Annotated in this window: 1 protein-coding gene; it reads left to right on the forward strand. The window is 70.7% G+C overall.

Features of this window, described 5'->3' with window-relative positions; genetic code table 11:
* Positions 1-961: S1 family peptidase (locus ACSDR0_RS50800; protein WP_435296166.1), on the forward strand; the 961-nt coding region annotated here is incomplete at both ends.

The raw sequence follows: 961 nt of genomic DNA on the forward strand, positions 1-961 counted from the left end.
CACCGATCGCCGCGAAGCGCCCGGCCATCGACCCGCCGCCGGGCATGCTGGAGGCCCTCCAGCGCGACCTCGAACTGTCTCCGGCGGAGGCCAGAGCCCGCCTGGACAACGAGGCCCGCCTGACACCCATCGCGGCGCGACTGCGCACCAGCCTCGGCCCCCGCTTCGGCGGCTCCTGGCTGCGCGCGAAGACCGCGCACGCCCTAGTGGTGGCCACCACCAGCGCCGCCGACATCCCGCAGATCGTCGCCGCGGGCGCCGAGGCCGAGATCGTCTCAAGATCGCTGGCCGAGCTCTCGGAGATCAAGGAAGGGCTCGACACCACACTGACACCGGTCCAGCGGCACGTGTCGAGCGTGCGCTACGTCGCCCCCAAGCTCAACAAGGTGGTCGTCTTGACCTCCGAACCCATCCGGGCGCAGAGCTTCGTCCTGAGCTCCAACGTGGACCACAGCGCGGTCGTCGTGCTGTCCTCCAACGAGACTCCTCTGCCCCTGTACGACCTGGTGGGCGGCACCGCCTACTACATCGGCGCCGCCAGCCGCTGCTCGGTCGGCTTCTCGGTGCGCAAGGGCACCCAGCAGGGCTTCGTCAGCGCCGGCCACTGCGGCAGGACCGACAGCGCGACCACCGGCTTCAACCGCCTCGCCCAGGGCACCTTCCGGGGATCGGTCTTCCCCGGCAGCGACTACGCCTGGGTCTCCGTCAACGACAACTGGAGAGTCACCGCGACGGTGGACAACGGCCGGGGCGGCACCGTGCCCGTCGCCGGCGCCGAGCCCGCCATCGAGGGCGCCTCGGTCTGCCGCTCCGGCTCCACCACCGACTGGCACTGCGGCCGCATCCAGCAACTCGACGCCACCATCACCTACCCCCAGGGTTCTGTCTCACAACTGGTCCGCACCAGCGTCTGCGCCGAACCGGGAGACTCCGGCGGCTCGTTCATCTCCATCGACCAGGC

It is taken from the genome of Streptosporangium sp. G11 (genome assembly GCF_051192615.1).
In the GTDB taxonomy this organism is placed as follows: domain Bacteria; phylum Actinomycetota; class Actinomycetes; order Streptosporangiales; family Streptosporangiaceae; genus Streptosporangium.